This is a genomic window from Rothia sp. HMSC066H02 (assembly GCF_001814995.1).
GTDB classification, from domain to species: Bacteria; Actinomycetota; Actinomycetes; order Actinomycetales; family Micrococcaceae; genus Rothia; species Rothia mucilaginosa.
Map to the genome: position 1 here is coordinate 265,868 of NZ_KV818684.1, position 26,607 is coordinate 292,474.

At 57.9% G+C, this 26,607-nt stretch carries 16 protein-coding genes; 11 read left to right on the top strand and 5 right to left on the bottom strand.

All coding sequences use genetic code 11. The annotated features are described in order from the left end of the window. Positions 1–43 precede the first annotated feature (43 nt). Positions 44–2,932 carry an excinuclease ABC subunit UvrA gene (gene uvrA, locus HMPREF2999_RS06455; RefSeq protein ID WP_070676561.1) on the top strand — a complete coding sequence of 963 codons (2,889 nt, stop codon included), beginning with the start codon at positions 44–46 and terminating at the stop codon, positions 2,930–2,932. Positions 2,933–2,977: 45 nt separating this feature from the next. Then, the gene (locus HMPREF2999_RS06460; RefSeq protein WP_070676559.1) at positions 2,978–4,120 is read left to right on the top strand and encodes a GNAT family N-acetyltransferase; all 1,143 of its coding nucleotides are present in this window, start codon (positions 2,978–2,980) and stop codon (positions 4,118–4,120) included. 158 nt (positions 4,121–4,278) lie between these two features. Here the strand turns inward: HMPREF2999_RS06460 and HMPREF2999_RS06465 are convergent, their stop codons facing one another. Together HMPREF2999_RS06465 and HMPREF2999_RS06470 are read right to left on the bottom strand one after the other, a co-directional pair. Next, on the bottom strand, positions 4,279–5,760 hold the full coding sequence (locus HMPREF2999_RS06465) for a glycoside hydrolase family 1 protein (protein ID WP_070676557.1): 1,482 nt from the start codon (positions 5,758–5,760) through the stop codon (positions 4,279–4,281). Between the two features lie 191 nt (positions 5,761–5,951). Next, the gene (locus HMPREF2999_RS06470) at positions 5,952–7,451 is read right to left on the bottom strand and encodes an anion permease (RefSeq protein WP_070676555.1); all 1,500 of its coding nucleotides are present in this window, start codon (positions 7,449–7,451) and stop codon (positions 5,952–5,954) included. A 401-nt stretch (positions 7,452–7,852) separates the two neighbouring features. On the opposite strand from HMPREF2999_RS06470, the gene HMPREF2999_RS06475 reads away from it, so the two are divergent. The 6 genes from HMPREF2999_RS06475 (at position 7,853) to HMPREF2999_RS06500 (ending at position 17,760) form a co-directional block, all read left to right on the top strand. Continuing rightward, positions 7,853–8,551 carry a lipoate--protein ligase family protein gene (locus HMPREF2999_RS06475; RefSeq protein WP_070676553.1) on the top strand — a complete coding sequence of 233 codons (699 nt, stop codon included), beginning with the start codon at positions 7,853–7,855 and terminating at the stop codon, positions 8,549–8,551. Between the two features lie 71 nt (positions 8,552–8,622). Further along, entirely contained in the window at positions 8,623–9,513 is an 891-nt protein-coding gene (locus HMPREF2999_RS06480) for a fumarylacetoacetate hydrolase family protein (protein WP_005505816.1), read from the top strand. A gap of 905 nt (positions 9,514–10,418) precedes the next feature. After that, on the top strand, positions 10,419–12,983 hold the full coding sequence (locus tag HMPREF2999_RS06485) for a Rib/alpha-like domain-containing protein (RefSeq protein WP_070676551.1): 2,565 nt from the start codon (positions 10,419–10,421) through the stop codon (positions 12,981–12,983). Between the two features lie 290 nt (positions 12,984–13,273). Further along, positions 13,274–13,699 (top strand): ArsR/SmtB family transcription factor, encoded by a 426-nt coding sequence (locus HMPREF2999_RS06490; protein ID WP_005508792.1) that lies wholly within the window; start codon positions 13,274–13,276, stop codon positions 13,697–13,699. A 132-nt stretch (positions 13,700–13,831) separates the two neighbouring features. Then, the gene (gene thrS / locus HMPREF2999_RS06495) at positions 13,832–15,865 is read left to right on the top strand and encodes a threonine--tRNA ligase (protein ID WP_070676549.1); all 2,034 of its coding nucleotides are present in this window, start codon (positions 13,832–13,834) and stop codon (positions 15,863–15,865) included. Between the two features lie 377 nt (positions 15,866–16,242). Next, positions 16,243–17,760: an ATP-dependent nuclease gene (locus HMPREF2999_RS06500; protein WP_083315104.1), complete on the top strand. Its 1,518-nt coding sequence runs from the start codon at positions 16,243–16,245 to the stop codon at positions 17,758–17,760. A gap of 186 nt (positions 17,761–17,946) precedes the next feature. On the opposite strand, the gene HMPREF2999_RS06505 is transcribed toward HMPREF2999_RS06500, so the two are convergent. After that, positions 17,947–18,990: a GIY-YIG nuclease family protein gene (locus HMPREF2999_RS06505; protein WP_070676545.1), complete on the bottom strand. Its 1,044-nt coding sequence runs from the start codon at positions 18,988–18,990 to the stop codon at positions 17,947–17,949. Between the two features lie 1,172 nt (positions 18,991–20,162). Between HMPREF2999_RS06505 and HMPREF2999_RS06515 the strand changes: the two genes are divergently transcribed. Together HMPREF2999_RS06515 and HMPREF2999_RS06520 are read left to right on the top strand one after the other, a co-directional pair. Next, entirely contained in the window at positions 20,163–20,444 is a 282-nt protein-coding gene (locus HMPREF2999_RS06515) for an aminotransferase (protein WP_070676543.1), read from the top strand. A gap of 54 nt (positions 20,445–20,498) precedes the next feature. Beyond that, the gene (locus HMPREF2999_RS06520) at positions 20,499–21,173 is read left to right on the top strand and encodes a hypothetical protein (protein WP_070676541.1); all 675 of its coding nucleotides are present in this window, start codon (positions 20,499–20,501) and stop codon (positions 21,171–21,173) included. Between the two features lie 80 nt (positions 21,174–21,253). Here the strand turns inward: HMPREF2999_RS06520 and HMPREF2999_RS06525 are convergent, their stop codons facing one another. Both HMPREF2999_RS06525 and HMPREF2999_RS09410 read right to left on the bottom strand, forming a co-directional pair. After that, positions 21,254–24,160 carry an FAD-binding and (Fe-S)-binding domain-containing protein gene (locus HMPREF2999_RS06525; protein WP_070676539.1) on the bottom strand — a complete coding sequence of 969 codons (2,907 nt, stop codon included), beginning with the start codon at positions 24,158–24,160 and terminating at the stop codon, positions 21,254–21,256. Between the two features lie 240 nt (positions 24,161–24,400). Next, positions 24,401–24,631 (bottom strand): hypothetical protein, encoded by a 231-nt coding sequence (locus tag HMPREF2999_RS09410; protein WP_141744435.1) that lies wholly within the window; start codon positions 24,629–24,631, stop codon positions 24,401–24,403. Positions 24,632–24,744: 113 nt separating this feature from the next. Here HMPREF2999_RS09410 and HMPREF2999_RS06530 point away from each other — a divergent pair, with 113 nt between their 5' ends. Then, the gene (locus HMPREF2999_RS06530) at positions 24,745–26,397 is read left to right on the top strand and encodes a potassium channel family protein (protein WP_070676537.1); all 1,653 of its coding nucleotides are present in this window, start codon (positions 24,745–24,747) and stop codon (positions 26,395–26,397) included. The last annotated feature ends 210 nt before the right edge of the window (positions 26,398–26,607 follow it).

The following is a 26,607-nucleotide window of genomic DNA, read 5'->3' on the forward strand; positions in this document are numbered from 1 at the left end:
GGGTGTAGAATTTAAGTTCGAAGATAAGACGAAAGGATTTTCGATGACACCCCGCCCGGCACACGGTAGCACCGCACTCAAAGCGAACGACCTGACCAGTATCCGGGTTCAGGGTGCCCGCGAAAACAACCTCAAGAACGTAGACCTCACCATTCCGCGTGATGCGATGGTCGTCTTCACCGGCCTCTCCGGCTCCGGTAAGTCCTCCCTCGCCTTCGACACCATCTTTGCGGAAGGTCAGCGCCGCTACGTTGAGTCGCTGTCCTCCTACGCGCGTATGTTCCTCGGACAGGTCGACAAGCCCGATGTCGACTTCATCGAGGGTCTCTCCCCGGCGGTGTCCATCGACCAGAAGTCCACCTCCAAGAACCCCCGCTCGACCGTCGGTACCATCACCGAAATCTACGACTACATGCGTCTGCTCTGGGCGCGCATCGGCCACCCGCACTGCCCCGAATGCGGCGAAGAAATCACCCAGCAGACCCCGCAGCAGATCGTGGACATTCTGCAGGAGTACCCTGAACGCACCCGCCTGCAGATCCTCGCGCCCGTCGTCAGCGCACGTAAGGGCGAGTTCGTAGACCTCTTCAAGGACCTGCTCACGCAGGGCTATTCGCGCGCCCGCGTGGACGGCGAAACCGTGCAGCTCTCCGACCCGCCCAAGCTCGCCAAGCAGTACAAGCACACCATCGAGGTGGTCGTCGACCGCATCGTCATTAAGGACGGTATCCATCAGCGCCTGACCGATTCCATCGAAACCGCGCTCAAGCTCGCCGACGGCCGCGTGCTCATCGACTTCGTGGACCGCGAGCAGGACGACCCCGAACGCACCCGCTCCTTCAGTGAAAACCTCGCCTGCCCCAATAATCACCCGCTGCAGATCGACACCATCGAGCCGCGCGCCTTCTCCTTCAACTCGCCGTTCGGCGCATGTAGTGCCTGCGACGGCATCGGCTCGCGCCTGGAAGTAGACACCGAACTGCTCGTACCCAACCCCGACCTGACCCTCGGCGAGGGCGCTATCGCCCCCTGGTCGCAGGGCAAAGCAACCACCGAATACTGGCTGCGCCTGCTCGCAGGCCTGGGGGAGGAGCTCGGCTTCGATCTGAACACCCCCTTCAAGGACCTACCCGCCAAGACCCGCGCCGCCATCCTGGACGGCAAGGACTACAAGGTTGAGGTGTCCTACCGCAACCGATTCGGCCGCGAACGCCGCTACACCTCCGGATTCGAAGGCGTGAAGGCGTACATTAAGCGCAAGCACGAAGAAACCGAATCGGACTTTGCCCGCGACCGCTACGAACAGTACATGCGCCAGGTCGCCTGCCCCTCCTGCGGTGGCGCGCGCCTGAACCCGACCATCCTCGGCGTGAAGGTCGGCGGCCAGTCCATCGCAGACATTACTGACCTGTCCCTGGCTAACGCGCTCGCCTTCGTGCGCGGCCTGCAGCTCAGCGCCCGCGAAGCCAAGATTGGCGAGCAGGTCCTCAAGGAAATCGACGCGCGCCTGCAATTCCTGCTGGACGTGGGCCTGGACTACCTGACCCTCTCACGCTCCGCTGGCACGCTCTCCGGCGGTGAGGCCCAGCGCATCCGCCTCGCAACCCAGATTGGTTCAGGTCTGGTCGGCGTGCTCTACGTGCTCGACGAGCCCTCCATCGGCCTGCACCAGCGCGATAACCGCCGCCTCATCGAAACCCTGACTAAGCTGCGCGATATGGGCAATACGCTTATCGTGGTTGAGCATGACGAAGACACCATGCGCGAAGCCGACTGGATCGTGGATGTGGGGCCCGGCGCCGGCGAGCACGGCGGCGAAATCGTGCACTCCGGCAGCTTTGAGGAGCTGCTGAAGAACACCAAGTCCATTACCGGCGACTACATGGCTGGCCGCCGCAGCATTGAGGTGCCCGCATCCCGCCGCCCCGTGGACAAGGAACGCCAGCTGACCGTGCGCGGCGCCCGCGAAAACAACCTCAAGAACGTGACTGTGTCCTTCCCGCTGGGCGTGTTCACCGCGGTGACTGGTGTGTCCGGCTCAGGCAAGTCCACCCTGGTCAACGACATTCTGTACACCTCCCTGGCGAACAAGCTCAACGGCGCCAAGCAGGTACCCGGCCGCCACAAGAGTATCGACGGCTTGGAACACCTGGACAAGGTCATTCACGTGGACCAGTCGCCCATCGGCCGTACCCCGCGCTCGAACCCCGCCACCTACACCGGCGTGTTCGACCACATCCGCAAGCTGTTCGCAGAGACCAGCGAAGCGAAAATGCGCGGCTACACCCCGGGTCGATTCTCCTTCAACGTCAAGGGCGGCCGCTGCGAGGACTGCTCCGGCGACGGCACCCTGAAGATTGAAATGAACTTCCTGCCGGACGTGTACGTGCCCTGCGAAACCTGCCACGGCAAGCGCTACAACCGCGAAACTCTCGAAGTGCACTACAAGGGCAAGACCATTGCCGACGTACTCGAAATGCCCGTGGAAGAAGCCGCAGAGTTCTTCGCCGCGTTCACCCCGATTGCGCGCCACCTGAACACCCTCGTGGACGTGGGCCTGGGCTACATTCGCCTGGGCCAGCCCGCAACCACCCTCTCCGGTGGTGAAGCGCAGCGCGTGAAGCTCGCAACCGAACTGCAGAAGCGCTCCAACGGCCGCTCCATCTACGTGCTGGACGAGCCGACCACCGGCCTGCACTTTGAGGACATCCGCAAGCTGCTCGCCGTGCTGCAATCGCTGGTGGACAAGGGCAATAGCGTCATCACCATCGAGCACAACCTGGACGTGGTCAAGTGCGCCGACTGGATTATCGACATGGGCCCCGAAGGCGGTAGCGGCGGCGGCACCGTGATTGCCGAAGGCACCCCGGAACAGGTGGCTCAGGTGAAGGGCTCGCACACCGGCGCGTTCCTTGCTGAGATCCTGAGCTAGCCGAGATTCTGAACTAGTCAAGAACTTGACCTAGAGGAAACCTACGTGACTGATACTCAAGGAACCGAACCTGCCCGGGGAGCTCAGGCAACCCGTGGCGCTGCGAACCGTGGTGCTGCGAACCGCGGCGCTGTGACCACCGCGGACCGTGCGCGGCACATCCTGCACACCCAGCTGGAGGCGGACTTCTGCCAGGCGCCTGGCTCGATTAGCCGCGCCCTCGAAGAGCTACGCGACTACCCGGACGCCGAGAGCCTGCCGCTGCTCGCCACCGTGCAGCCTCCCTCCGAGAAGATGGGCGCTGCACGCCGCCGCAACGACGACATCTGGGAGTTGCGCGTCGCCAACTACGCGAGCGTCGGCATTCTCTGCGCCAAACATCCGCGCGTGCTGGACAAGGCCATCGACTACATGCTCGGCGACCAGTCGAACTGGCTGGGCGACTACGCGCAGCTGCGCCAGCTCAACGAACTGCTCACCCCCTACACCCAGCAGGTCAGCGGCACGAGCATCTACTACACGCCCGGCCGCGCCCTGCTGAACTCGGTCGTACCCGAGGGCGTGCAGGCGCAGGAGGTCAAGTGCGCCGTGCCCGGTGTGGGTATGATGCGCCGCGTTGACCCCGCCGAGCTGAAGGCGGCGTTGCTCGCCGAAATCACCGGCGAGCGCACCATCAGCAGGGAGGCAAACGCCTCCGCGGGTGCGCTTGAGGTTGACCCGCAGGACACGCAGGCGCGCGTAACCCGCCTGCGCGTGGAGCTGCTGGACGCTGAAAAGTTTGAGCGTTTCCGCGGGGATAAGCGCTACTCGAACGCGCTGGGCTTTAGCGTGACCCGCCCGGATGTGCTGGTGCTTGCCGCATACCCGGTGGATGGGGATACACCTGATGCACCCGCGGCGGGGGAGAGCCCCGCGCTCGCAGACCCTATCGCTATGGTTGGCCTGAGTGACGATTCGCCGATTATGCGCCAGATTGGCATTGACGTGCTGCCCGCCTTCCGCGGCGCGGGTATTGCGAGCGCCCTGGTGCGAGATGCCGCACGCCTGACCCTGGCGGAAGGGTACCTACCGTTCTACGGTACGAGCCCGTCGCACATGCTGTCGCAGAGGGTTGCGATGAATGCCGGGTTGGTGCCGACCTGGTGGGAGTACGTGTCCACCAGCCTGAATGACCTACCTATGGACTAGATTTGCCTACAGACTAGAGCCGCCCGCGCTAGGCATAACGACATGTAGAAAGCCCCCGAGATTCGGAGTCTCGGGGGCTTTTGCTGCTGAGTTTCGCGTGTTAACCGTGCGGGGTTCAGCGTGCCGGGATTTTCGCGGAGTTCAGCGTCTAGAACTTTCTAGAGCTCCGCGCCGTTGCTGGCAATCACCTCGCGGTACCAGTGGAAGGACTTCTTGCGGTAGCGCGCCAGGGTGCCGGTGCCGTCATCGTTGCGGTCCACGTAGATGAACCCGTAGCGCTTGGACATCTGCGCGGTGGAGGCGCTAATCATATCGATGCAACCCCAGGTGGTGTAGCCGAGCACGTTCACGCCGTCCTCAATCGCCTCGCGTACCGCGTGCAGGTGCTGGCGCAGGTAGTCGATGCGGTAATCATCTTCCACGGCGAGCTCGCCGTTCACCTCGACCAGTTCGTCGCGGGCGCCCAGGCCGTTCTCCACGATGAATAGCGGCTTCTGCCAGCGGTCCCAATACTGGTTGAGGACCACGCGCAGGCCGGTCGGGTCAATCTGCCAGCCCCATTCGCTGGCGGGTAGGGTCGGGTTCACCACGCCGCCGAGGATGTTGCCTTCGCCGCGCTCGCCTCGCGCCGGGTCGCCGGTCGCGCAGGTGGACATGTAGTAGCTGAACGACACGAAATCCACGGTGTTCTTCAGGTCCTCGCGGTCCTGCTCGGTGATGTTCAGTTCCACGCCCTTCTCACGCAGGGCACGCAGGAAGTAGCCGGGGTATGCGCCGCGCACGTGCACGTCACCGAACGCGAAGTTCGCCTGTTCCGTCTGCATGGCGGCGAGTACGTCGGCGGGGTCGGGGGCGAGCGGGTAGGTGGGCATGGCAAGAATCATGCAGCCGACCTGGGCGCCGGGTGCCAGTTCGCGTGCCGCAGCGGTGGCGCGTGCGGAGGCGACCAGCTCGTGGTGCATCGCCTGGTACAGGTCTGCGTCGCTGAGCTGATCCGCCGGGGTGTTGATGCCGCCGGACATGAACGGCAGGTGCAGCATGGAGTTGATTTCGTTGAAGGTCAGCCAGTACTTCACGCGCTTGCCGTAGCGGGCGAATACGGTGCGGGCGTAGCGTTCGTAGAAGCCGATGAGTTCGCGGCTGGTCCAGCCGTTGTACTGCTCCACCAGGTGCAGCGGGGTTTCGTAGTGGCTGAGGGTGATGAGCGGTTCCATGCCGTGCTTTTCGAGCTCGTCGAGCACGCGGTCGTAGAAGGCGAGGCCCGCCTCGTTCGGGGTTTCTTCGTCGCCGCGGGGGAAGATACGCGACCAGGCGATGGAGAAACGGAAGACATTAAAACCCATCTCCGCGAGCAGGGCGATGTCTTCGCGGTAGCGGTGGTAGAAGTCGATGCCTTCCAGCTTGAGGTTGTCCTCGGTGGGTTCGGCGGTGCGCGGGTACAGGCCGCCGGCGGGCAGCACATCCTGCAGGCTGGGGCCCTTGCCGTCTTCGTTCCAGGCGCCTTCGAACTGGTTGGCGGCGGTGGCGCCTCCGAAGAGGAAACCGGCGGGGAACGCGCCGAGCGGCTGCGGCTCGGTCAGTGCCGGGCTGTTACCGGGCAGGTTGGTGGTCTGGGCGGTGATGTGCTGGTCCTGATGCATGGCGTCCTCCAAGGTGCTGTGGGTCTTTCTTCTACCCTAACGGAGGGGATGGGGGAATACTAGGTTTTGCGCTGTTTGGGACGCTATCGGGCATGCGAAAGCCCGGTGTTCTCACACGAAAATTCACGTGAGAACACCGGGCTTTCTACAGCGCTTTTACGCTGAGCTAGGTCGCCGCGGGGCCTGTGCTACTAGTTGGCGAAGCCGAGTGCGAACAGCCACGCGGTACCGACCGCACCCCAGACGACGAGGTTCACGATAGCCGCCATGAAGCCGATCTTGAACCATTCGCCCACACTGAAGTATCCGGAACCGTAGTACACGCCCGCCGGGCCGGAGGCGTAGTGGGTGATGCCGCCAATCAGGTTACCCATGAAGCCAAGGAACAGCGCCGCGAACATCGGCGGAACACCGGCAGCTACCGCCGCACCGAGGAACACAGCGTACAGGGCCACGATCTGGGCGGTGTTCGAGGCGAACATGTAGTGAATGAAGAAGTAGGCCAGAACCAGCACGGTGAAGGCCAGGGGCCAGGCCATGCCGCTGACGCTGTGGGCGGCCTGCTGGCCAATCCAGTCCACGACCTTGAGCTTCTTGAGGTGGTCGGCCATGCCGACGAGCACGGCGAAGAAGATGAGGGTGGACCAGGCGCTGGAGTTCTTCGCCATGTCCTTCCAGGTCAGAACCTTGGTCACCAGCAGAATACCGATGCCGAAGAAAGCGGCGCTGGTGGCGTCAATACCGATAGAAGTGCCGGTAATCCACAGGACCAGCAGCAGCGCGAAGGTGCCGAGCATGATCCATTCTTTGGAGCTCATGGGGCCCATTTCGTGCAGTTCCTGGCGGGCATGCTCGGGTGCGTCCGGGGTCTTCTTGATGGTCGGCGGGTAAATCTTCGACATAATCCACGGCATCACAATCAGCGCTGCAAGGCCGGGAACGATTGCCGCGAGCGCCCAGGTGCCCCAGTCGAGGTTGATGTTGTGGTCGTGCGCGAACTTCTGCGCCAGCGGGTTGCCCGCCATTGCGGTCAGGAACATGGCGGAGGTGATGGTGTTGACCTGCGCCTCGGTCATGAGCAGGTAGGAGCCGAGCTTACGGCGCGATTCGGGGGTTTCGTTGGTGGAGCCGTTGACCTCGGAGAGGGAACGGATAATCGGGTAAATCACGCCACCGGCACGCGCGGTGTTGGAGGGGGTGGCGGGGGCGAGAACCAGGTCGGTGATTGCCATACCGTAGGACAGGCCCAGGGAGGACTTGCCGAGCGCACGCACGAACAGCAGCGCGATGCGCTTGCCCAGTCCGGTAATGAGGAAACCGTCGGCGATGAAGAACGCGGCAACAATAATCCAGATGGAGGAGTTACCGAAGCCGGTCAGCGCCTCGTTCTTTGCCGCCATAGTGCCGGTAATCATTGCGGCGCCCAGGCCGACGAGCGCCACGGACGGGGTCGGCAGCGGCTGCAGGATCAGGCCGAGGATGGTGCCGACGAAGATGGCGAGCATGTGCATGCCGCGCGGGTCGACGCCTTCGGGGGCGGGAACGAACCAGATAGCGAGGGTCGCTACGAGGATGATGGCAACGTGCAGGATCAGCTTGTTTCGCTGTTTGCGGGCTGCGCTCACCTCCTGGCCGTTCACCTCCGGATTGGATGCGGCAGCGGCTGCTGCTGTGTTGGTGGACTGTGTCATGTCCGTACTCCTTATGAAACGTACAGTTTGGTCCGTGGTGGGTGGGCCGTCACGGTGTGCGCGTTTCTTCTGCGTTGTCATGCTGTGTTGTGTACTTATGGCAACGTGTGGGATGCCACGTAGTTTTTTAATCGTAATGGTTTGGATTCACGGAGTGAAGAAAATTGGCATAAAAAATGTGAATATGGCTGGGGGTATCAGCGGCTGGGATTCCGCGGGGTTTCGGCGATGACTTTGCACAGCTTCAAGGGGGAATCGGCGTGAGGCGTAGCGGGGGAATGCCGCCTCCTGAACTGCTTCTGGGTCGCCCCTGAGCTGTCTCTGGGTTGCTTCCGCGTCGCTCCTGAGACGCCCCACCGACCACGCACCGCAAGTGACGGGCGTAACCGTAAAATAGGAACGTGCAGATTATTCGAGAGACCGGCCCCGAATCCGGCGATATCCTCATTCACCACGACCAGACGGTGCAGATGCTCCGCGAGGTGGCAACCGGCAAGCGTGAAGCCACCTTGCGCATGTATCAGCCGAACCCGACGGTCGCGTTCGGCCGCCGTGACGAACTGAACCCCGGCTTCGCGGATGCCGCCGCGGCGTGCGCCGAGCACGGTTTTGAGGTGCTGGTGCGCAAAGTGGGCGGGCATGCCGCCGCCTACCATCAAGGGTGCCTGGTCGTGGACCATTTTCAGCCCGCCTCCGACGCCCGCAGCGGCAACACCCTACGCTACGAACTCTTCGGTTCCATGTACGCGCAGGCGCTACGCGAGGTCGGCGTGGATGCGCGCATGGGCGAGATCCCGGGGGAGTACTGCCCCGGCGAGTATTCGGTGCACGCGCAGCTTCCCGCCTCCGCAGGTGGTGGCCGCATTAAACTGGTCGGCACTGCCCAGCGTGTGGTGACCGGCGGCTGGTGGTTCAGCACCGGCATCGTGGTCTCTGATTCTGCGCCGCTGCGGGCGGTTACCGCGGACGTGTACCGTGCCCTCGGCATGGACCTGGACCCCGCCACGGTTGGTGCGGCGCAGGATGCAAACCCCGCCCTGCTCATGGAAGACCTGGAAGACGCCATCGTTGAGGTGTACGCCCAAAACGGTTTTCACTAGGTTGTTTTATTTCTGACTTTTACCCCTATTCCACCCCGAATTACCCCCCCACCTGAAGCGAAGGAGCATCCATGCGTTGGGCACAGATTAAAGACTCGAAGGGCAGCCGCGCGGTCTGCTTCTTCGAAGAGACCGTGTACGAGCTTCCGGCGAAGCTCAGCCCGCTACTGAATTTCTACAGCCGGTTCCGCCTGAACTTTGGCGACCCGAAGAACGCCGTGGCGATCCTGAAGGAGAACGGCGCGACCGTCATGGGCCACGGCGAGGAACTATGGAACTCCCTACCTTTTATTCGCCCGCTGGATAAGCCCGGCAAGATTGTGTGCGCCGGCCTGAACTACCGCGACCACGCCGCGGAAATGAACCTTGAGGTGCCCGAGCATCCGGCGCTGTTCGCGAAGTTCCCGAACGCGCTGATTGGCCCCGGCGAGCAGATCCGCATGCCCGCCGCCGACGGCACCGGCAGCACGAAGGTCGACTGGGAGGTTGAGCTGTGCCTGGTCGTGGGCGCTCGCCTGCGTAACGCCACGGAGGAGCAGGCGCTTGAGGCTCTGATGGGGTACACGGTCATGAATGATGTGTCGGTGCGTGACTGGCAGGGTCGTTCTTCGGAGTGGTTCCAGGGTAAGAACTGGGATGCGATGACTCCGTTTGGTCCGGTGATTGTGAGCCCCGATGAGGTTGACCCGGTTGCCGGCTTGGAGCTGGTTTGTGAGGTGGATGGTGTGGTGCGTCAGCGCGGCACGACGGCGGATATGGTGTTTACCCCGGCGCAGCTGCTGTCCTATATTTCGCGGTTTATGACCCTGGAGCCGGGTGATCTGGTAGCGACGGGTACCCCGGCTGGGGTTGGTTTATCGCTGCATCCGCGTCAGTGGTTGAAGCCGGGGCAGACGGTACGCACCCGCATTGAGGGCATTGGTGAGCTGGTGAATGTCTGCTCGGAGGCAGGCGCGCTGTAACTATTTTGCGCTGTAGCTAACCCGTGGCGCCGTGGTTTCCCCTGGCTGTGTGAGCAACTGCTGATGAACCCACGTGAACCCACGCGGGGGGGGGCTGCTGGCATATGCTGTGGGGCGCACCCGCGGTAGCTATAGGTGAATATATATGCACTCCGCATGTGTTTTTAAGGCACATGCGGAGTGCTTTTTGCATCGATAAAGCCCCCGGTGGGCGGCTTGGAGTCGTTGCTGGGAGCTGCGTGCAGCACCTCGAGTGGGGGAGTGGTGCGTTTGCATGGTTACGCGCTGATAAACACATAGAAACTTTGAACTTTTACATGAATTTTAGGGTTTTACGTGGGTTTTGAGGGGTCTGCGGGGTGAAAAGCAGGGTACTCCCGTTGGGTGGTGGTTGCCAGAAATCGCTCTTTGAGGGGTGGTTGGTGCCCGTCTCAGTGCATGGGGTGCTATCTGCTCTCGGTGCAGAATCTCAGATTGTGGTCACGTGTGAGAAATTCAACAGGAAGTTTTGGCGCGTCTTTCAGGGAAATTCAAGGTTTAAGGTTTAGTTCCCTGTACGCATTTTTCGTTTTCTTTACATCACCCTCGCTTGACTAGGAGTAAACCCTAAACACTGCGGTGCAAATTCTGCGTCTTCAAACACCAATAAATGCATGAAGGTGCAAGGAGATGTGACTCTAAACCTGAACCTTTATCAAAAAATCGGTGCCCAAAATCACAAACTCGTTTTGCGTTCACCCCAAAGACTATGTAGGGTATGGGGATTATCTGAGAGTTTCCTGAGAACTCCTGCCAGAAGATCAGGACCCACCCGGGCACACCCTCAGATGCATATTTCACTCACGTCCGTGTTTGTTCATACAAACGCACTCACTCAAATAAGCCGACACGAACGAAAGAAAAACATGACCGCAACTGCATCCAAAAACCCGGCACAGCGCCCGGCAAACCGCCGCCGTGCCACCATCGCTGCCTCCGCAGCACTGGCAACCGTCATCACCGGCGCGAACCTCCCCGCGACCTTCGGTGCAACCGCCCCCATCCGCAACGTAGCCGGTACCACCTGCGTCGACGCAGGCTACCGCACCGTGCCAACCCTGGCGAACCTCACCAACGTGGCGCCCGGTCCGACCTGCTACTGGAACCCCGACCAGAAGGCACAGAGCATCGCGACCCTCGCACCGGTTAACTCCTCCCTCACTAAGGCGCAGCTGACCACCACCGAGAACACCTCGCCCCTCAGTGGTAAGCTCGCCCGCGATTCATTCGCCGCCAAGAAGCTCACCGGCACCGAAGCCGTCGTAGCCAACAGTAGCGAAATCAGCCGCACCTTCCTCGAATACACCGGCGATGCGGGTAACCACCCCGTCACCACCGCCATCAACGCGGGCACTGTGAAGAAGGACCGCGCCCAGACCGTTGGCGGCCACGAGAATATCCCGACCCTCGCCGTGAACTCCGCGAATCCGCACCAGGAGTACGTCGAGGTCGTCTCCCGTGACAACCGCGTGAACGCCAACGCGGAGAACAAGCGCATCCTCACCGGCGGCGTCCCGATCCCGAAGTGGCTTGCCGAGGACCACGGCCTCTCCGGCGACCAGTCCGTCGCCCTCTATGACGAGGCGACCGGCATCTGGCGCTCCTACTTCAAGTTCGTCAAGGATGCAGACGCACAGACCTACACCAGCACCGCCCGCGTGCAGGTAGGTGGCGGCAACGCATCCACCCCTACCAGCGCCAAGATTCAGTACAACAATGTCGGCCGCGGCAACGCAGGTCAGACCGTCACCATCAACGCACCCGTGAGCATCGACGCGAAGTCCGGCAACGCCCGCACCTCCTACCCGATTGCTCGCGGCGCGAAGTTCCGCCTGGCAAAGAACGTACCCGGCGCGTCCATCGACGCGAACACCGGCGTTATCACCTACAAGATTCCCGCAGGCACCCGCGGTACCGTGGACATCCCCGTTGCGGTTGACTACCCGGCAACCTACCACGTGTCCTCCGGCGGCTACATGCTCGCTAAGCCGAACTTCGGCGGCGTGGGCGAAGACAACTACTGGCTGACCCTCAAGAACGGCACCTCCTCCGTGGTGGGCCTGGCGAATGAGCTCACCCAGATTGGTGTGGACGAGCTCAAGGCCGGCAAGATCAACCATATGGTCTCCATTACTGCCGCTGACTATTCCTCGCTGACGTCCTCCTTCCCGGCGAAGGGCACCGACGGCAAGATTGACGTGAGTAAGTACCCGAACGCACCCCGTGCCGGTCAGCGCGGCTTCCTGCCCGCGAACTTTGACGTGGAAGAGCACCTGCGTAACACCGGTCACGCCGACGACCAGCTCAGCCGCATGATTCTGACCGCGATGAAGGAGTACGGCTTCATCATCGCGGACCGTAACCTCTTCACCAACGCATTCAACCTGGAGGCGGCAAGCTCCTACGCGCCCTACGCCCGCCAGGGTAAGAACGTGTACAAGGAAGACACGAAGCTCGCGGCAATGTTCGCGAACTTTGTGCCCAGTGGCTTCACCGGCAACCAGTTCCCCTGGCAGCAGGTGCAGTGGATGCCCGTGAACTACACCGAGTCCGCTGAAAACAGTGCAGGCCGCAACACCGCCAGCGCAGATACAAGCGTGAAGTTCAAGTACCCCTCGGATTCCTACGGCAAGACCGGCACCGGCTCCGGCGTGATCTACCAGCCCGCCGAGCACCACGCCACCGTCTACTCCGGCGAGACCGCAGTCGCGCAGAGCGTTCACCAGTCGCACAAGGCTTCCCCGAACTACCGTTACGCCCGCGACTACAACTTCCAGGAAATCGAGCAGACCCCGAACTTCAAACCCAGCCGCTGGGTCAACAAGGAGAAGGTCAACACTGCTGGCGGCCAGTTCTCCAGCGCGGAGACCGGCATCCGTTTTGCCTCCAACGGCAAGACCGGCACCTACTCGATCGATCTGAACACTCACGAGGTCACCGGCACCACCTGGGATCTGCGCCGCGACAACGGTACGAACATCACCGTGAACCGCACCGGCAAGGCACCCGCACGCATGTCCGATGTGAAGGCGAAGAGGGGCTCCGCCGCGCAGCTGTACTCGATCCCGCTGAAGGTACACGTGGTCGATAAGAACAGCCCCATCGCACGTGAGGATTCCGTCTCCCTGTACTCGGGCACCACCCAGAACGTGGCTGTCCTGAACAACGACGAGGCATCCTTCGGCGCATACAGCCGCGGCGAAACCGTGAAGAAGCTGGAGCTGCTCAACCAGCGCGGCCAGGCCGTCAGCGCATACAGCGATGAATACGGCACCTACCGTGTGGTGACCCTGCCCGACGGCACCCAGGGCATTGCGGTATCTGCTAAGAATAAGCAGGGCTTCGCGCCGCTGGTCCGCTACCGCGCAGTGACCGACAAGGGCGTAAAGTCCGCTGAAGGTTACCTGCAGGTGGCAGTCGCTAACCGCTAAGGGCCCGCTAGGGTTGCATGCCCGCGAGCTGATGCGCAGTTAGGGCACGGCGCTAGGCATTATGACCGCAATGTGATGAACCGCTCTAGGAGGGCGGTGGTCCACGACGTTGCCGCCACAATGACAACGCACCGACAGCTGCAACGGCATCGGATCAGCCGCATACAGCGCACCAGCAACACCAGCGAGCATCAGCGCACATAGGGGAGAGGGGCACGCTCAAGAAAGCACGCCGCACAGGCGTAACTTCCTTGACGTGCCCCCTTTCCTGTACATAAGGTGAAAATACTATGACTCAGAGCCAGCACACAGACCAGACCGAAACTAACACCACCCACACTGACCATGCCCACGAGCATGCATCGGATCATACCCACGAGGTGCCCACCAACGCGCCCCTCCTCGAAGGCAGCGGCCCCAAAGACTGGGAGGAACAGTTTGGCCCGTCCGTGGCGATTTTCTCTGCGCTAGCGAACCCGCTACGCCTGGCGATTGCGCACCACCTGATGCACCGCCCGCACAGCGTGAGCGAACTGCACACCTGCCTGGGCATTTCGCAGCCGCTCGCTTCGCACCACCTGCGCATCCTGCGTGAGGCGCACGTGATTGACCGTGAGCAGCAGGGCCGCACCACCATTTACCGTCTGAAGGACGACCATATTAGCCACATTGTGGTTGACGTGTATGAGCATACGCGTGAGCATCATGCGGACTAGTTTGCCCTTAAGCTGAGCGTTGGCTGGGAGCCGTTGTAAGATGGTGTGTGTCCGTGCACCAGTACAGTGCGGAATAGTATGCGCACCGGCGGCGCCCAGAGTGGCACGCTTGCGCCTGAGTTAAGGAGACTTATGTCTGCCGCTGATTCTTCAGCAATTGTTATTAGCGTTTCTGGTGAGGAGCGCGAGGTCACCGCGAAGACTGCCGCTGAGCTGTTCGCTGACGACCCGAAGATCGTTGTGGCACGCGTGAACGGCGTGCTTGTTGATCTCTCCCACGAGCTGTCTGCTGGCGACTCCGTTGAGCCGGTTTTCATTCATGAACCGGACGGCCTGAACGTTCTGCGCCACTCCGCTGCGCACGTGATGGCGCAGGCGGTGCAGGAGTACCGCAAGGACGCCAAGCTGGGCATTGGCCCGTACATTACTGACGGCTTCTACTTTGACTTTGATGTGGCTGAGCCGTTCACCCCGGAAGATCTGAAGAAGATCGAGAAGTCGATGATTAAGATCATCAAGTCCGGTCAGCTGTTCCGCCGCCGTGTGGTCACCCACGACGAGGCTGTCGCCGAGATGGCGAACGAGCCGTACAAGCTGGAGCTGCTCTCCCTGACCCAGGGCCCCGGTTCTGGTGCGGATGCTGCCGAGGGCGCATCCGTGGAGGTCGGCGAGGGTGAAATCACCATTTACGACAACGTGCACCCGAAGACCGGCGAGACCGTCTGGAAGGACCTCTGCCGCGGCCCGCACCTGCCGAACACCAAGCTGATTGCTAACGGTTACGCCCTGATGCGTGCCGGTGGCGCGTACTGGCGCGGTTCTGAGAAGAACCCCATGCTGCAGCGTATTTACGGTACCGCTTGGCCGACTAAGGACGAGCTGGTGGCGTACAAGGAGCGCATCGCTGAGGCGGAGCGCCGTGACCACCGCCGTCTGGGCCGTGAGCTGGACCTGTTCTCCTTCCCGAAGAACATTGGCCCCGGCCTGCCGGTGATTCACCCTAAGGGTGGCGTGATTAAGCGCGAGATGGAAGACTACGTGCGTACCCGCCACATTCAGGAGGGTTTCCAGTACGTCAGCACCCCGCACATTTCGAAGGAAGACCTGTTCTACACTTCTGGTCACCTTCCGTACTATGCGGACGGCATGTTCCCGCCTATGGAGCTGGATAACGGTCATTACCGCCTGAAGGCTATGAACTGCCCGATGCACAACGAGATTTACCGTTCTCGTGGCCGTTCGTACCGTGAGCTGCCGCTGCGTTTCTTCGAGTTCGGCACCGTGTACCGTGACGAGAAGTCCGGCGTGCTGCAGGGCCTGACCCGTGTGCGCATGATCACCCAGGACGACTCTCACTCGTATGTGACGAAGGAGCAGGCACCGGACGAGGTGCGTCACCTGCTGAAGTTCATGCTGAGCCTGCTTGAGGACTTCGGCATGACTGACTTCTACCTTGAGCTGTCCACCCGCGACACTGAGGGTGATAAGAAGGACAAGTTCATCGGTACCGATGAGCAGTGGGAGGAGGCTACCGCGGTTCTGGAGCAGGTTGCGAAGGAGACCGGCCTGGAGCTCGTCCCGGATCCGGGTGGGGCTGCGTTCTACGGCCCGAAGATTTCGGTTCAGGCGAAGGACGCGATTGGCCGTACCTGGCAGATGTCGACCGTTCAGTACGACTTTAACCAGCCGAGCCGTTTCGGTCTGGAGTACCAGGCTGCTGACGGTACCGTGCAGGAGCCGGTCATGATTCACTCGGCGAAGTTCGGCTCGATTGAGCGCTTCCTGGGTGTGCTGACCGAGCACTATGCGGGTGCGTTCCCGGCATGGCTCTCGCCGGTTCAGGTCATTGGTGTGCCGGTGGCTGAGGCGTTCAACGACTACATGACCGAGATCGCGGACAAGCTGCGTGCGCACGGCGTGCGTGTTGAGGTGGACTACGGTTCGGATCGCTTCACCAAGAAGATTCGTACTGCGTCTACTGAGAAGGTTCCGTTCATTCTGATTGCTGGCGGTGAGGATGCGGAGCACGGCGCTGTTTCGTTCCGTTTCCGCGGCAACAAGCAGGAGAACGGCGTGCCCGTGGATGAGGCTGTGGCACGTATTGTGGAGCATATCCGCAACCGCGTGAACGAAGACCCCAAGCCCAGCGCTGAAACTGCTGAGTAATAAGGGGTTAGGCTTCTAACCTAGCTATATAGAAAACCACCCCCTTCGTGGCGACAAGCTGCGGAGGGGGTGGTTTTTGCGTGCATTAAGGAGGCGATAGCAGGGGAGTGCGGTTGGGTGCAGAAAAGTGTGTTGTGGTGGAGTTTCCCCTAGTCCGGGGGCGTGTCTTCGTGCTAATGTAAGTGATGGCGCTAACGTTCGTTGCCGTTCGTAAGTGCCGGTAATTGTACGATTCGGATAAGGATGTCTGAGTGTGATTTAAGTACCTTGTATGTACTTATATTGCTGGACATGCTATTTTCGCAAGTTTGAGGAGGAGCTTATAAGGGAAATACTGCTGAAACTTATTGAATTATTCCGTAACTATACAAGGAGGTATGATGTACATCAAACGTATTGAATTAGAAAATATACGTTGCTTTTCCGGGAAAGAGGAAATTTTCTTATCCCCGGGTTTAAACTATCTTGTGGGCGAAAATAATAGTGGAAAATCTTCTATTTTGCATGCTTTAGATTACTTGAAGAGCTTCTCATCAAGAGATGAATCTAAAATTTATACAAATAATACTGATTGTTCAAAAGTTATTATAGATATTGCTGGGGATGACCTGGAGGATATTTTACGTGAAGAATCTTTAAATAAACTTATTCCATATCTTTTTGATGATGGAAAAGGTGACAATAAAATTCTTAGAGTTCGACGTCAGTCACAGGAGGAGTCAATTGAGCAAAATGGAAGAAGCGTAAAAATTGATTCTAAGAAGGTAGCTTTCTGGAGGCAGGGTGAGAAGCCGGAAGAGGGGCGGTATGAGAATGTTACTGGAATCGATGCAGCGCCTAAGAAGCTTTTTGATTTTAATTTTATATATGCTGATGAAACTCCTAGTGAGCATGCCAATATGGCGACAACTAAAACTTTAGGAAAGCTCGTTGCAGAATGTGTATCAGACATTACCAAACATCAGTTATGGGAAAAATTTAATAAAGCTCATGCTGAATTATTTGTTCGAGATAGTGAGGGCAGTGTGCAAAATGCTTTAGCTGATTTAGAAGGTGAGTTAAATGAGTTACTTTTCGATCAATATGCAAAAGATATTCGAGCAAAATTTATGTTCGATATGCCTGATGCATCTTCCTTCCTCAAGTCTGGTCGAGTCGTTATGTCTAACGGAGATGATGGTGATGATGAGACTAGTCTTGAGAATAAAGGAACAGGTCTACAGCGAGCTTTTATGATTGCCCTGCTGCAAGTTTATGCCAAAAAAACTGCCGGAGATATCAATAAGTATAGTAAAAATATTTTTGGATTGGATGAGCCTGAAACATGGTTGCATCCGAGGGCTCAGATCAAGTTGATCGAGGCAGTGAGGGGAATTTCTAAAAAGCAACAGGTTCTCCTTGTGACACATTCCCCCTATATGTTACAAAATTTCAGCCCTGATGACTCTGCCGTTATTATTTTTGGTGATAATCAGAATGGTGGAAGGACTTTTGCATATACTGAATTAAACAAATGCAATTTGCCGTACATTTCATGGAATGCAATTAATTATTATGTTTTCGGTGTTCCAAGTGTTGAATTTATGGATGAACTTTATGGTCATTTTCAGGTAAAGGTCAAAGGTAAGTCTTTGCGGGAAAATGAAATGATTAAGAGTCTAAATGAGTATGGTGTAAATTCAACTGAGATTTGGATAAAGGAGTTTGTGAATGAGGATGGTAATGGAAATGAGGTAAAGTCTTATAAACCTTTTAATGTTCCTCTCTGTGTTTATGTGAGAAATTCAGTTCATCATCCAGAAAATCCTAAGAATGACAAATATACAACAGATCAACTGGGGGAAGCTATTAAAGAGCTCGAGTCTGCCATTTTGAGTCTGCCATTGAAGCCTTAAATGTAGATGTTGTGGATAACTAATAAATTCAGTTATATATTGAATTTATTTTAATCAATAGATTGGTGGCATATATTATGTGTGAGTAGAAGAAAATTTTTAAAATTTTATATGAAAAAGACCTGGTGGATGTTACCAAAGTAGTACCCACCAGGTCTTCTTCAGATGTGGTTATAGGAAAAGGGGTTACCCCTGTGAACCCTCAAGGTTCTGGAGGAACGCACCTAGCGAAATGCTAGGGTCAGATTCGAGCACCCAATCAGCATTACCGCTCGATGAACTGCCGACCACAAACTTGGATGCAGCAGACTGGCTCGTAAATTCAATTGGAATCACAATTCGCAGGCCCTCCAGGCAACCAGCTGCACGCTGTTTATCACGTGCCTCCTCGAGAGCCTCCAGCTCCTTCAGATACCTAGGATCAGCCTTCGTGGGCTTGCGTACAGGAAGAACCTCACCCTCGAAAACTTCGACGTTCACGCGTTCCCCAGGGGAGCCTACGATTCGTGCACGAGCGGGGTTTGCCATCTTCTTGCGCTTGATACGGAACACTGCGTCAGTGAAAGCCGGGTGAGACTCTGGGCGAGAATCGTCGGGAAATGGGGTTGCAACGATAGGAGTCTCCTCGGAATGGCCCTCCTGTGCGTTCTGTTCTGTCTCCGAATGCGAATTAGTAACACTTGAAGCAACCTTATCCAAAGTCGGGACTGGCTCAAACATGTAGTGACCGCTCGCACGAAGCATCAGAAGAACCTCATGGACGAAGGGACGGAGAATAGCCTTCTTGACCTTCGCGATATTCCCCGAGAATGGTATATTGCCATTTTCCAATGCGTAGCGATTGGCCTTCTGCGCCTGACGGCAGAATGCGCTCTCCAGATAGTTGAGTTCCGTCGCTTCCCACGAATTATCGGTAGGGGCAATTAGATATGCAGTATCCCAGAAATCTTTTTGGCGGTCATGCTCACGAATGCGACCCATGAGTCCATTACCGTTTACGCGCTTTGCAGCCTGACCGACATAGATACGCAGATTATCAACTGAAGAGTTCGTGAGGAAGTAGATACCCGAGAATTGTAGCTCGTCCTCCTCCTTGTACTTATCCAATAGGGTACGAGGCAACTTATCAATCGTGATGTTGCGGTTATATAGCTGGTAGGTAACACGTTCCGTAACATCGCCTTCCCAGAGGGTCGTATGTAGCTGAACGGTAGTGTGAACGGTAGACACGATGCTCCTTTGCCGTCGTGAGTTAGTAAAAATCTCCACTAGTAATGATACAGCCATGAGGCTTGGGGAAGCCTGCATCAGTCATACACAAAGAGGACCCGGCTGGCCATCCATTTTGGGTAGCCTGCCGGGTCCTCTTTTTTGCTTGGGGGTGAGTTAGCCACGAGGACCCTCAAGGTTCTGTAAGAGTGCATCTAGCGAATAACCTGACCAACAGTTGCAAGCCATAAACTTTGTTGATGTCAAAGCGGCTTGCACTGTTTTCCACAGGTCATCTTTTCCTGGTCAGACTTGGCTCCAGACTGATAGCATGGTAGTGAGGTGAACGTCCATAGTCATTCAGAAAATGGGTAGCTGGATGGTCCTGAAAATGATGTCTCACTGTTGATTGTTGAGGGAGCACGAGCGTATGAAGTCGAATAAGTATGTTCCTGTTGGGATGCTGTTCCTGATCCTGGCAATTATCTTGAACGTAGTGTCAAATGTCAGCGACATGGTGCTTGGAATTCTCTACGGCATCTCGATAGCAGTATTGATTATTGGACTATCTAATAGTCGAAAATAGGTGCTACAACTGAGAAAAGGGGGCTGGGGGTCTTCCCAGTTTGGCCGCTCAGCTGGGAGTAGCTGCATGGAGCTGCCGAGGTGAATTATAAGCAACCAAGGAGGTATATTATGAAAAGTATTAGTTTTCAGAGCATCGGTGCTTTTATCCTCGTATTTTCTCTTTCCTGTCTGTTCTTGACAGTGATTCAGGGAATGGGAAATCTTTGTTCACCAAACGTTCTTATGATTTCCTTAGGTATGGGTTTGGTATCGGCTACCATGTACTTCTTTGCATTCAGGAATCATGACTAGTCAACCGTGCTATCTTAAAACATCTTAGAGGTAGGGCTATTGTCAGCCCTACCTCTCTTTTGTGTGTCTGTGCCATATGGTGTGTCTACGGTAGCGCACTAGGGTTCGTTTGAAATCCTGTACTCGCACCTAGTTGTTCCCAATCTTTTTGCGCGACGGCGGCGGTCAAGCACGGTGCTTGCGCGGGTATACCTGTGCCTTCGCTATTACATAGTCGAAGAGAACCGACCCCTGAATAGTATTATGGAAAGCAACGCCGCTTACGAAGAAGCAACAGCCTTTATCGTAGAAGGCGCATTTGAAAGGATTGAAGAATGGCAAGCATTGAGGTGATGAAGGAGCGGGCTCGTATTGCAGGCCGTTTCAACCTGTCTGCTCGCCGAAACCCGGAACACAGGGCGCTTGTTGCACTCGCTGCGCAGAAGGCGGGAGGGGAGTGTCATGTTATCCCTGCGGCTCCCGGTGAAGATGAGGCTGACGTACTCGACCGTGCACGCAAGGTCGCGGGCGGTAAACCGGTCATTATCGTGACTGAGGCTGATGGGGAGCTTCGCGCCCGCCTTATGGGTAGTGACGACATGATATCAATGTATTAAATTAATGTTTTGTTTAAGAATCTAACGTATTCACTAGATGAGGTGCAGTAGGTAGTGTTTGTTATAAATGAGGCTTTGGGGAAGCTTAAGGATTATTCTCTAGCTAAAACGTTGTTGAAAGGGCTTCCAAAGATTCTTGTCTCGGTTTATGCAATTGCAATAATTATTAGCTTTTTCCCTGATGGTTGGGTGAAGGGTGTTGAGGATGGTCTTGCTTTGAGGATTATCCTTGAAGGTTTTAATTATGCTGGATTAGGGCAAATGGTTGCCCCTATTAATAGTTTCATCTCTCGCGTTAAAAACGGTGAAGAGACATGGCTATTTTTCCTGCTGTCTATCCTTGCAGCTTCTTCAAGTAGCTACTACCTAAATGGTCTGAGGCATCGAATTGAGGATTATGATATTTGGAGAATCGTTAGTGACCCTCCCGATTCTATATTTGTGCTTGTATTTGCCATATCTTCACTTATAGATTACGGTAGGATCGGTGATTTTCACTCGTCGTTCTTTATTTTTTATAACGCCCCAATTTGTCTTGCAATTATCGGTATTTTTGATCTTTTTGTATTAAAAAGTGGGCATGATGTCATCATTTCTAGTAATAATAAATTTATGTTGCTTGTGATTATTGTTGGAGATGTTCTTCTTTCTTTCTTACTTGCAATTATTTTTGCTCCTGTCGTTTTGGTTCTTATTTTATTTGGATTTATAGGAACACAAAGTAATTGACAAGTAAAACGGACCCGGCAGACTATCCATCAGATAGCCCGCCGGGTCCCTTCTTTATGCCGCTATGCGCTCAACCCTAATTAGCGGGTGGTGCGTTCCAGCAGCTGCAGCACGTTCTGGTAGCTGTGGCCGGTCGCCTCCGTCATGCCCTGCTCACAGGTACGGTTAGCCGAAATGTATGCGGCGAACTGCTTCTGCTCGCTCAGCTCCGCAGCCTCCGCCTCCGTAGCGCTCGCCGTCAGTTCCGGGTGCAGCATACCGCGGTCACCCGCATAACCACAGCAACCCCAGTGCTTCGGCACGTACACGTCGTCACTTATCGCGTTCGCGAGCTTCTCAAACGCAGGCTGAGTACCCAGGTGAGTCATGGAGCAGGTCGGGTGCAGCGCAACCGACGGCAGGGGAGCAGACACGCTCAGCTTATCCAGCATGTTATCGGCGGCGAACTGAACCGCATCGTACATGCGCAGACGCGAGTAGTCCGGCTCACCCGGCTTCAGGCCGTTCACGATCTTGTGCTCAAGCGCCTTAATAACCTTCTCGCGCATCACCTCAAGGCCCTCAGTACAGGACGAAGCGTCACACACGACCGGCAGGCGGCCACCGTCAGTAGCCTCCCACAGGGACTTCAGCACACGGTCACTCATAATCGAGTAGCCGTCGGTGAACCCCTTCGACTTCCACGGGGTGGAGCAGCACATCTCACCAATATTGTCGGGGATGCGGTACTTCACGCCCGCACGCTCGCACAGGCGGATGAACGCCTGGGTTGCGTTGACCGGGTCGTGCTTGCCCTCGCCGTCCACACCGCCGAACATGGCGTTCACGCAGGCGGGGAAGAACACAATCTCAGCGGTCGCGTCCTTGTGCGGCTTACGTGCCGGGCCACCAACCGGCAGGTCCTTCTTGTAGGAAGGAACCATGTCGTCACCCATGACCTTACGGGCAATGTTGGTGGTGCCGTGCACCACGGGGAACGGCAGCTTCTTCGCCACAGTCAGGGCCTTACCGGCGACCTTATCCATGACGCCCCACTGCTGTGCGGCAACCTTCCAGCCGGTGGCGGCCAGCTTGTCCTGGTTCTCAGAACGCAGGCGGCGAATCAGGTCACCGGTGTTGATGTTCACGGGGCAGCGGGTCTGGCACATGCCGTCCACGGCACAGGTCTCAATGCCGTAGTACTCGTATTCCTTACGCAGACGCTCAGCGAGCTCGTGGTCGCCGTTCGCCTCGGCGGCGGCAATTTCACGGCGCAGCACGATGCGCTTACGCGGGGTCAAAGTCAGGTTGCGGGAGGGGCAGACCGGCTCGCAGTAGCCGCACTCCACACAGCGGTCGACTTCTTCCTCAACAGTCTCAGCGACCTTCAGGTCGGTCACGTAGTCGGTGTCCGGCTCAACCAGCAGAACGCCCGGGTTCATGAAGCCCTTCGGGTCAATGAGGCGCTTGATCTGGCGCATCACGTCGAAGAGTTCGTCACCGAACTGGCGGCTCACAAACGGCGCCATGATACGACCGGTACCGTGCTCAGCCTTCAGCGAGCCGTCAGCGGAAAGGATCAGCTGAACCATTTCTTCGGTGAAGTCGCGGTAGCGGTCCAGCTGCTTCGGGTCGCGGAACTGCTCGTTCAGCATGAAGTGGATGTTACCGTCCTTCGCGTGACCGAAGATCACGGAGTCCTTGTAGCCGTGTGCGTCGAACAGCTTGGTCAGGTCGCTACAGGTGTTACCCAGAACCTCAACAGGAACAACCACGTCTTCAAGCAGTGCGTTAGTGCCGGAGCGGCGGTTACCCGCAACGGTGGTGTACAGGCCGCGGCGTGCCGCCCACAGTGCGTTACGCTCAGACAGCTTGCTGGTCATCGACACCGGCGAAGCCACCGGCAGGCTCTTAAACATGGGTGCTGCAGCGGCAGCCAGGTCGCTCAGCTCCTGCTCGGAGTTGCCCTGGAACTCAACCAGCAGGGCGGCGTGGTCCTTCACGTCGATGGCGGCGAGCGCCTCCGCAGCCTGGCCGGTACGCTGAGCCACACGAATACTGGTGGCGTCCATCAGCTCGACGGTAGCGAGCTTGTTAGCAACCAGTTCGGGCACAGAGCGTGCAGCATCAATCAGGTTGTCGAACACGAGCAGGCCGGTGGAAATGTTCTTCAGAATCGGCAGGGTGCGGTAGGTAGCCGAAGCAACAAAACCGAGGGTGCCTTCCGAACCAATGAGCAGGTGCTGCAGAATGTCCACGGGGGTTTCAAAGTCGACCAGGGAGTTCAGGCCGTAACCCATGGTGTTCTTCATGGAGTACTGCTGGCGGATCTTCGCCATGGATTCGGGGTTCTCAAGCACGCGCTTGCGCAGGCGCAGCAGGCCCTCGTGAAGTTCAGGTTCGAGGGAGCGCAGCTTCTGATCAGCGTCCGGTTCGGCGGTGTCAATGATGGTGCCGCTGGGGAGCACGAACACCATGGAGTCGAGGGTGTTGTACGTGTTGTACTTGGTGCCCGAAGACATACCGGAGGAGTTGTTCGCAACCACACCGCCGACGGTGCAGGCGGACCAGGATGCCGGGTCGGGGCCGAGCTTGTAGCCGTAGGGTGCCAGGTAGTTGTTGACCATCATGATGGTCGCGCCGGGCTGCACGCGCACCTTCTTGCCGTCTTCAAGGACCTCAATTTTCTTGAAGTGGCGGCGGGTGTCGACCATGAGGCCGTCGCCGCTGGACTGGCCGGACAGGGAGGTGCCGCCGGAGCGGAAGGTCAGCGGCAGGCCGAGGTCGCCGGCTGCGCGGAAGATGTTGGCGACGTCTTCGGCGGAGTCGGGGCGGATTAGGCCGGCGGGCACGAGCAGGTAGTGGGATGCGTCGTGTGCAATAGCGAGGCGTTCGAGTTCGGAGACGCTGGATTCGACGGCTTCTGCGCGTGCATCGGAAAGTAGACGGTTGAGGGTGTCCTCGTAGGGGGACTTGAGTGCTTCGGACGTATTTGACACGACGGTCATGATCTTGCTTCCTTACTGGTGACAGGTGTGTGAATGCTGTCCTTATTCCAGTATCTGCTCTTGAACACCGTCTTTTCCTGTTAGCTATGGCTAAGCTTGGCGACTACTTGTCACCATAAAAGGGGGTGGGTTATACACCGTGCTGATGGGCAGGTTTGCCGCGTATTTGCTGGTTTTCCGCGGGAATACGCCCGGGCTTGCGGAGGCGCACCCACCACACGCTGAACGCCGCGGTTGCCCTTAGGCGCGGCCGCCGAGGGCCGTAACATTCCAGCTAGCAGTACTATCAGAAGTCACCACACCACAAAACAGGGGAGAACCCGCCGAAGCACGCACCCCCAAATCCTCCACAAACACGCGGCCACCCGCAGGCACACTACGCTCCTTACGATCCACACCCGCACAATACACCGTCATCTTCGCACCCGAACGGTTCTCCACCGCAACCGAACCGCCGCCCGATTTCGACACAGTATCGTGCACAAAACCGCGGTGTAAAGACCGCCGCCCAAAGGTCACAGCACAAGGTCACAGTGCAACGAAATAGAAACGCAAACGCAACGGCGTGGAGTATCATTCACACTATGGATAAGGCAGAACAGAACCAGACAGACAACACGGTAAAGAACGGCACAGCACCCAATACCTCGGGGAATACCTCGGGCAATATTCCGGGGAACAGCCCGGTGGGTGCGTCTGCGCGCCCTGAAACTGTTGCATCTGAAACTACCGCATCTGAAGCCGCCGCTGAGAATACCACGAAGGCTGGTTATACCCAGTCGGCACCGGCAGAATCCAGTGCCGCCAAAACTAGTGCTGCAGCAAGTAGCCCCGCAGAGGCTACCGCCCCCGGCATGGAGGCAGTACAGGTTGATGCCGTGCAGATTGATAGCGCCCGCCTGGACAGCACCCACTCCGTCTACTCCACCGACCTGGACCCCGACGATGACTACGAAGAAGTTGTCGAAGAGTACGCCACCACCGATGCGCCGGACGGCACGCACCGCGAGGAACGCCGCATCACCCGCACCACGCATCACCCGCACGGCAAGCAGGGCGACCAGAAGGGCTCCCAGGGTAGCTCTGATGGTGCCCCCGAAATCATCGACGCGGGCGAACCTGAAACGCACACCACGACCATCCGAACGGTCACCCGCACCGTTACGGACCCGCCGCGTCGCGCACCGCGCACCCGCCTTTTCCGCACGCTCAGCAAGTACCGCGGCGAGAAGAACCTGGCGGCGTGGGAGGAACGTTCCTCCACGCCCATGTTCGTGGCGTCCGTGCTGTACCTGCTCGCGTTTGCCGCGCCCATCATGAGCACACGCATTCAGGAGCCGTACGACGCGTACCTCAACATCATTCAGATGATCCTGTGGGGCCTATTCGCCGCCGACTACTGCATTCGTCTGTACTTGGCGCCGCGGCGACTCTACTTCATCACGCATAACCTGATGAACCTGGCGATTGTGCTGCTGCCGGCGTGGCGTATTGTCAGCTTCCTCGCCATGATTCACCTGACCACCAACCGCCAATATAAGAGGCTCTCAGAGCTGGCGGTGAAGCTCTTCGGCTACACCGCGATCTTCATCATCATGTTTGCCCTGTCGATCTATTCGGTGGAGTCCTCCGAGCCGGGCGCGATGATTCGTGACCTGCCCACCGCCTACTGGTGGATGTTCACGACCCTCGCCACGGTCGGCTACGGAGACGTTTACCCGGTCACCGGTATCGGCAGGGTCATCGCCGTGATCGTCATGCTGTACGGCGGGGGCTTGGTCGCGGTTGCTACCGGTGCGCTCGCGAGCTGGATTATCGAAAAGTTTGGTGGCAGGGAGGAGCAGGAGTACCCCGCAACCAAGGCTGACGTGGACGATCTTCGCCAGGAGATTTCTGAGTTGCGTGCCCTGCTGGCTCGTGAGTATGCGCGCCGTGAAGCCCGCGACTACACGTTGCGTGAGGTCGTGGATGAAGACGGTGTGCACCCGGTTCCTTCGGATGCGGAGGCGGCACGCCATACTGGTTTCGGTACCGCTGGGTTTAGCGCTACAGGTTTTGCCGCACCGAGCGCTTCTGCAGATGCTCCGAACGCCGTACCTACTGAGGAATCCGCCGATTCCTCGGCATCTCATGAGGTTGCGGTGCGCGAGCAGGAGTCGGTCGCCCTGCTGGAGGAGACCCGCCAGACGTTCACGATTATTCGTGGGAAGTTCTCGCTGCGTTCCCGCAAGCAGTAGGAGTCTGCGAATAGTAGCTGGGCTGCGGCAGCGCAGATATAAGCGTAGCTATAACAGCTCAGTTGAGGTTCGGCGCTCAAACCCACACCGCGCACCTATTGAAGCGGTGGGTTTGGGCGCCGAGCCCACGCGAAGGCAAGATGAAGGCAGGAAAATTGCCACCCACGCCACCGTGCGGGATATTTCGCCTTGTCGAGGCAAAATTAGCCC